5 protein-coding genes and 1 rRNA gene are annotated in these 7234 nt (G+C 63.9%); 2 read left to right on the top strand and 4 right to left on the bottom strand.

The features are described from left to right. Positions 1-19: 19 nt before the first annotated feature. From H3V53_RS02670 to H3V53_RS02685, 4 genes are read right to left on the bottom strand one after another with little or no spacing between them, the layout of a single operon-like run. Positions 20-1666, bottom strand: a complete 1647-nt coding sequence (locus H3V53_RS02670; RefSeq protein ID WP_336596591.1) for a GMC family oxidoreductase — start codon at positions 1664-1666, stop codon at positions 20-22. Continuing rightward, positions 1656-2321 carry a gluconate 2-dehydrogenase subunit 3 family protein gene (locus H3V53_RS02675; protein ID WP_336596592.1) on the bottom strand — a complete coding sequence of 222 codons (666 nt, stop codon included), beginning with the start codon at positions 2319-2321 and terminating at the stop codon, positions 1656-1658. Before H3V53_RS02675 ends, H3V53_RS02670 begins: the two co-directional genes overlap by 11 nt. Then, complete coding sequence (locus H3V53_RS02680) at positions 2314-3270, bottom strand: hypothetical protein (protein ID WP_336596593.1); 957 nt, start codon at positions 3268-3270, stop codon at positions 2314-2316. Before H3V53_RS02680 ends, H3V53_RS02675 begins: the two co-directional genes overlap by 8 nt. 31 nt (positions 3271-3301) lie before the next feature. Next, positions 3302-4453: an enolase C-terminal domain-like protein gene (locus H3V53_RS02685; RefSeq protein WP_336596594.1), complete on the bottom strand. Its 1152-nt coding sequence runs from the start codon at positions 4451-4453 to the stop codon at positions 3302-3304. A 205-nt stretch (positions 4454-4658) separates the two neighbouring features. On the opposite strand from H3V53_RS02685, the gene H3V53_RS02690 reads away from it, so the two are divergent. Then, entirely contained in the window at positions 4659-6452 is a 1794-nt protein-coding gene (locus H3V53_RS02690) for a thiamine pyrophosphate-requiring protein (protein ID WP_336596595.1), read from the top strand. 616 nt (positions 6453-7068) lie between these two features. After that, positions 7069-7234, top strand: a 16S ribosomal RNA gene (locus H3V53_RS02695); the annotation flags it as partial.

Below are 7234 nucleotides of genomic sequence, written 5' to 3' on the forward strand. Positions count from 1 at the left end.
CGCCGACCCTCGCGATCCATCACGACAACTCGCCGCGCGCGGCGAGCGTTTCGATTCTGTCCGCGGTGCGGCACGCAATCGCCTGGATGGTCAGCGACGGATTGACGCCGCCCACGGTAGGAAACACGGACCCGTCGCAGATCCACAGGTTCGGTATGTCCCAGCTGCGGCAATCCGCGTTGACGACACTGACGGCACGATCGTCGCCCATGCGCGCCGTTCCGTTCAGATGACAGGTATCGTCATGTTGCGCCCAGATCTGTCGCGCGCCGGCCGCTTCGAGGGCTTGTGTCATGAAGCCGAGCGCATGGGCAATCAGCCGGCGGTCGTTGTCGCAATAGCTCCATGTGACGCGCGCAATGGGCAGACCGTACTGGTCTTTTTCATCGGCAAGCGTGACGCGGTTGCGTTCCTGAGGCAGCGTTTCGCCGACGATCTTCAGACCGGCCTGATGGTTGTACATCTGCATTTCGTCGAGCAGCGGCTGGCCCCACAGACCGCGGCCCAACTGCGTCTGCGCCCAGACCACGGGCAGCGGGCCCTGGCTCATGTAGGCATAGCCGCCGAAGAAATCCTTGCCGGTGTCGGTGTAATTCCAGTGCTCGGTGATGGAGAGGGAAGGCGGCCCCTTGTACCAGCGGATCTCGTCGTCCAGCACACCCCATACGGCCTGGTTCGACTGAACCATCAGGTTCCTGCCGACCAGCCCCGAACTGTTTGCGAGACCCTCCGGAAACCGGCTGTTGGCCGACATCAAAAGCAGGCGCGGCGTTTCGATTGCATACCCGGCGACCACGACATGACGCGCGCGCTGAAACTGCCAGCGCCCTTCGCGCAAGTATTCGACGCCCGTTGCGCGGCCGGACTGATTCACATCGATGCGGCCGGCCATCGAAAGATCGCGAATCTCGGCGCCCGCCTGCACGGCGCGCGGAATCCATGTGACGAGCGCGCTCTGTTTGGCATTGGTCGCGCAGCCCGATACGCAGAAGCCGCGATAGACGCAGGGATGCGCCTTGCCACGCGGTGCCGACACGGTGGCGAGCGGCGTCGGGCTCCAGCCGATGCCCAGGGCTTCCGCGCCTTTTGCGAGCACGAGGGCAGCCGCGTTCATCTCATGCGCGCGATACGGATAGCGCGGGCGCTTCGGCCCCCACGGATAGCGGACGGGGCCCGAAATCTTGAGCGCATCTTCGACGTAGGTGTAATAACGCCACATCTCGCGCCAGTCGAGCGGCCAGTCCGCGCCATAACCGAGCAGCGAGCGCGACTTGAACCACTCGGGCCTGAAGCGCAGCGACACCATCGCGAAGTGCACGGTGCTGCCGCCGACTGCCTTGCCGCTATTGTTCGCACCGAGCACGAGCGGATCATCGCCGTCGACGATGCGCTCGTCGGTCCAGTACAGCTTCGACTGATGCGCCTCGTCGGAGGCGAATTCTTCCAGCGGTCTCCACCAGGCGCCCGCGTCGAGCGCGACGACCTTGAAGCCCTTTTCCGCGAGACGGCATGCGAGCGTGCCGCCGCCCGCACCCGTGCCGACGATCACGAAATCGACTTCTTCATGCTGCGGATACTCGCGCATCGGCAGCCAGCCGCCGCGCGTGAAGACGTCAGGCGCGCGGCCGTCCTTGCCACGCGGATGGCGAAGCGCGTCATCGAGCACGGCCGTTCTCCCGTGCCGCATGCGCGTCGTCGCCCGGCGACGCTTCAGCGGCCTCCCACGGGTCGCGGCGGTTGAAAACCATCCGCACATAGCCGCGCGGATTGGCAGGTCCGCCAAAGCCGATCTGGCTCCACGTCGACGGATGCGAGTAATACGTCGTGCAGATATCGTGCAGGACGCGTTCCTTGAAGAACAGCTTCGACGGCATGTCCTGCCATGCATCGCCCGTCAGCGTGCCATGCTCCAGCGCCTGGATCATGCCGATACGCGCCGCTTCGTCGAGGTCCGCGAAGGCGGCGCGATGCCGTCGACGGCTTTCGTCATCGAGTGCGGCGAGACCGATGCGCCATGCGTCCTGCAGGCGGGGCAGACGCGCGTTGCGATAGCCGTCGCGCTTGTCCGATGCGATCTTGCGATCGACCAGCGCGGCGAGCGGCACACGCGGACGCTCGTCCGGCTGAGGGACGACCACCGCGCATAGCGCGCGCAACGTCCGCCATTGATCGGGATTGCACCATGCCGGTTGATCGGCGGTGCCGATGCGCTCGTCGATGACGGCGCGTGTCGCATCGTCCCAAGAAGGCGAGTTGCGTTTGTCGAGCACGTCGTAACCAGGATAAGCGGGATAGGCGGGACGGCGGCGCGCGTCATTCATGTTCGGTCTCCCTCATGCGCAAGGCCGCAAGACCGGCAAGCGCGAGTGCGGTGAAGCTGGGCGGCGCGGGCAAGGGCGGACCGCCTAACAGGTTTTGCGACCAGTTGCGCCAGCCGCCCTGACTGCGCGCGATTCCTCGCGCATGAAACAGCGTGCCGACGAGACCCAGCGCTGCCGTGACGCGCAGCCAGAGGCGCGTGAACCAGCGCTCGCGCGGCGTCGATAACGCGGCATGGACGAGCATCGCAGCGGCGAGGGGCGGGATCGTCACGGGGGCGTACATCGCGCGATGCTGGAACGCGCCGCGAAAATGCAGCAGCGCAACTTCGCCCACCGTGCCCAGCAGTCCGGCGCTCGCTGCTAGCGCAAGTGCTTTCCCGGCGGGCATGCCGAACAGGCGGGGATCGATGGCGGGCTGGTTGCGCAACTGCTCGCCGACCGCGCCGAGCGCGCCCGACAACAGCAGCGACATGGGCGCGCCGAGCGGGGCGCCGTAAAAGAGGTTGTGCCAGCTGAATCCGCCCGGGCGCTTTGTGACGTTGTAGAGATGAAATGCCGTACCGGCGACGCCTGCCGCCGCCGCCGCGACATACACCGCATGCCTGAGCGCGTGCGCTGCCTGCGTCCGGTCGGCGCCGCCGTGCAGCCCGGCAAGCAGCGCGCCGCTCGCCGATACGAGCGGCGTGATCATCGCTGGGTTGTCGAACGAACCGCGATAGTGCTCCATCGCGCTGTCCGCGAGCGCCGAGAACGCGAGCAGCGCGGAACTGTGGTTGAAGCCCCGCGCGGCGTCGATATGGACACGCGACGTCCCGCCGCCTGCGCCGCGCCGCGCGGCAGCCACCAATGCGCGTGGCCGCACGGCAGCGCGGCCGTTGCGCGTCGCTAGCGCGGCGGCGCCTGAAGCGGCACATAGCGCGCCGAGGACATAGAGCGTCGTTCTCTTCATCGTCTTCTTTTCGCTTCGAGCAAAAATGCGCTTACGGCACGCTGACCGCGAAGCGGCGCGCATCGTCGCGTTTGAATTCGAGCCCGCAGCCGGCGCGAGACAGATCGGGCGCAATGCTGCCGTGATCCACGCGCGGCGCGCCATCGAACAACATGGCTTCGATACGCGCGTGATCGTGGAACCATTCCTGGTGGCAAAAGCCCGGCACGGCGGCCGCCGCGTGCAAATGCAAGGCCGGCGCGCAATGCGCGGACAGCGGCACATGGCATGCGGCCGCGAGATGCGCTGCCTGGATGAAACCCGTGATGCCGCCGCACCGGCTGGCGTCGGCTTGCAGCACGTCCACGGCGGATGCTTCGAGCATTCGGCGGAAGTAGTCCAGCGTATAACCGTATTCGCCCGCCGCGATGTTCATCTGCGCGGGCGCGGCAGAGCGGATCGCGCACAGGCCCGCAAGGTCGTCCGAGGTGACGGGCTCTTCGAACCATTGCACGTCATGCTCCGCGAACGTCTCGGCGAAGCGCAGCGCCGTCTTTCGGTCGAATGCGCCGTTTGCATCGACGAACAATCCGCTCGCGGCGCCGATCGCATCGCGCGCGCATTGCACTCGCGCGGGGTCGCGCTCCGGCTCGCTGCCGACCTTGATCTTCACCCAGCGGCATCCGTCGTCGTGCACCCATCGGCCCAACTGCTCGCGCATCTGCGTATCGGTGTAGGTCGTGAAGCCGCCGCTGCCGTAGACGGGCACGCGCTCGCGCGCCTGACCCAACAGCGCGACGAGCGGGACATCGAGCCGTTTGGCGTGCAGATCCCACAGCGCGCAGTCGAGTGCGGAAATAGCGGTGCCCGCGATGCCTTCGCGGCCCAGATTGCGCACGCGGCGCTGCATCCGCTGCCACAGACGCTGCACCTGCGACGCATCCTCACCCAGCAACGTGTCCGTCAGCGAGTGGCGAATCAGCGATGCGACACATGCATCGCTGTACGTATAGCCGAGGCCCGTTACGCCAGCCGCTTCGACCTCCGTCACGATCAGTGTTGTGGAGTGCCATTCGAAGGTGCCGTCTGCTTCGGGGGCATCGGTCGGAATCGTATAGGCGTGCGCCATGACGCGCGTGATCGGGGCCGCCGCGGAGCGATCCGTCGCGAAAGGTGGCGCAGTGGGAAGTGCAACGTCGTGCATGGTTGTCGCTCTTGTCAAACGCACATCGACGTACGAACAAACGTACCGGCGGCTATCAGACGACTTCACCGCCACTAACGGGGCAGCAATGGTTGTGCCTTACAGCACGGTTTCGGCTGGGCGCGGTGCATCTCTTGCTGTCAAGACAGATGGCGCGATGTGCGACCAGCGACATCGCACGACTTTTTTTCGGCAGGAGGCTTTCATGGCAAAGACAGTGGGCGACTTTATCGTCGAGCGGCTTCATCAATGGGGCATCAGGCGCATGTACGGTTATCCAGGTGACGGCATCAATGGCGTATTCGGTGCCCTCAATCGTGCGGAAGGAAAAATCGAATTCGTGCAGGCACGTCATGAGGAAATGGCGGCGTTCATGGCGAGCGCGCACGCCAAATTTACCGGCGAACTGGGCGTGTGCATTGCCACATCCGGCCCGGGTGCCGCGCATCTGATTACGGGACTCTATGACGCGCGAATGGATCACATGCCTGTGCTCGCGATAGTCGGGCAGCAGGCGCGCGCGGCGCTCGGCTCGCATTATCAGCAGGAAGTCGATCTCGCGGCGATGTTCAAGGATGTGGCGGGCTCCTACGTGCAGCAGGCGAGCGTGCCTGCGCAAGTGCGGCATATGGTCGATCGCGCCGTGCGCATCGCGTTGGCCGAACGGCGCGTAACCGCGCTTATCCTGCCGAACGACCTGCAAGACCTCGAATACGAGCCGCCTGCGCACAAGCACGGCACGGCGCATTCGGGCGTCGGATACTCGCGGCCGAAAGTCGTGCCGGCGCACGAAGATCTGCAACGCGCCGCGGACGTGCTGAACGAAGGCCGCAAGGTCGCAATCCTGGTGGGCGCGGGCGCCCTGCATGCAACGGACGAAGTGATCGAGGTCGCGAACCGGCTCGGCGCAGGTGTCGCGAAAGCCTTGCTCGGCAAGGCCGCATTGCCCGACGATCTGCCGTGGGTCACGGGGTCGATCGGCTTGCTTGGCACCAAGCCGAGCTACGAGCTGATGATGTCGTGCGATACGTTGCTGATGATCGGCTCAGGCTTCCCCTACTCGGAGTTTCTGCCGAAGGAGGGCGATGCGCGCGGCGTGCAGATCGATATCAAGGCCGACATGCTGAGCCTGCGCTATCCCATGGACGTCAATCTGGTTGGCGACAGTGCGGAGACGTTGCGTGCGCTTTTGCCGCTGCTGAAAGAAAAGGACAGCCAGACGTGGCGCTCGCGTATCGAGCGCTGGACCTCGCGCTGGTGGGAGACGCTCGACGAGCGCGCGCATCAGGCGTCCACCAACGGCGTGAACCCACAGCGCGCATTCACGGAACTGTCGCCGCGCCTGCCCAATAACGTCATTCTGACCAGCGACTCCGGCTCGTGCGCGAACTGGTACGCGCGTGACCTGAAAATCCGCCGCGGCATGATGGCATCGCTCTCGGGCGGGCTCGCGTCGATGGGCGCGGCGGTTCCGTATGCCATCGCCGCGAAGTTTGCGTTTCCCGGCCGCCCCGTGATCGCGATGGTCGGCGACGGTGCGATGCAGATGAACAATATGGCCGAACTGATCACCGTCGCGAAGTACTGGAAGCAATGGGCCGACCCGCGCTGGATCTGCATGGTGCTCAACAACGAGGACCTGAATCAGGTGACGTGGGAGCAGCGCGTGATGGAAGGCGATCCGAAGTTCAATGCGTCGCAGCAGATTCCCAACGTTGCTTATCACCGCTTCGCGGAGCTGATCGGCTTGACGGGTATTTATGTGGACAACGCGGAGCAGTTGCCAGAAGCATGGGAAACCGCGTTGGCTGCGAAGCGTCCCGTCGTGCTCGAGGTGAAAACCGATCCCGAAGTGCCGCCGTTGCCGCCTCACGTCACGATAGCGCAGGCGCGTGCGTTTGCACGGACCTTGATGGAGGGCGATCCAAAAGAAGGCAGCGTGATTGTCAACACGGCGCGTCAGGTGCTGGGCTCGGTGATACCTGGGGGCAAGGATTAGCGCGTCGGCGCATGTCGGGTACGGATCGTGTAAATGTCACATTGTGATGTAAAGCCTACCTGACTGTTGATCGTGCGCGCCTCGTCGCGTCGCGTGCGCGCGTGTTTTGTTCGCTCGGCGTGCTTTGCATTGCTTGGGGCAGCCGCCGGTAATTTTTGCGTCGCGCCGTCTGCTCGATTCGGTGCGCGCACGTTTGTGATCCGTATAACAAATACAAATGCTCGGACCCTTCATTCAATGCATCCGCAATCGGCCTTGCATTTCGCGGCTTCTTTAGACACGACGAATACACGGGCAAAAATATTTTCAATTTCCTCTTGACGCATGGTGGCCGGTAGCGAATAATTCGGCCTCTCCAAACGACGGAGACGCAAGAAAGCAGCAGAAAACAGCGGCTTTTTAGCGAATGTTCTTTAACAATCAACAGCCGATAAGTGTGGGTGCTCGATGGCGGCGCGCGGTGGTTTTCGAACTGCCGGATAGCGAAAGTAATCGAGTCTCACACGAAAGAAATTGAGGAAGGTTTGATGGAGCCGGGAGGCTCGATCGGATCATTCGTCAGTGATTTTGAGTGAGCGACCGGTTGGTCAAACAACCGAAAAACAGTAACAGGTTTGAACTGAAGAGTTTGATCCTGGCTCAGATTGAACGCTGGCGGCATGCCTTACACATGCAAGTCGGACGGCAGCGCGGGCTTCGGCCTGGCGGCGAGTGGCGAACGGGTGAGTAAGACATCGGAACGTGTCCTGGAGTGGGGGATAGCCCGGCGAAAGCCGGATTAA

It is taken from the genome of Paraburkholderia bengalensis (assembly GCF_037126505.1).
Lineage (GTDB): Bacteria > Pseudomonadota > Gammaproteobacteria > Burkholderiales > Burkholderiaceae > Paraburkholderia > Paraburkholderia bengalensis.

What these genes read in the sequence shown, in the direction of transcription:
- H3V53_RS02675 (WP_336596592.1), bottom strand. Translation starts at nt 2,321, where the DNA reads ATGAATGACGCGCGCCGCCGTCCCGCCTATCCCGCTTATCCTGGTTAC.
- H3V53_RS02680 (WP_336596593.1), bottom strand. Translation starts at nt 3,270, where the DNA reads ATGAAGAGAACGACGCTCTATGTCCTCGGCGCGCTATGTGCCGCTTCA.
- H3V53_RS02685 (WP_336596594.1), bottom strand. Translation starts at nt 4,453, where the DNA reads ATGCACGACGTTGCACTTCCCACTGCGCCACCTTTCGCGACGGATCGC.
- H3V53_RS02690 (WP_336596595.1), top strand. Translation starts at nt 4,659, where the DNA reads ATGGCAAAGACAGTGGGCGACTTTATCGTCGAGCGGCTTCATCAATGG.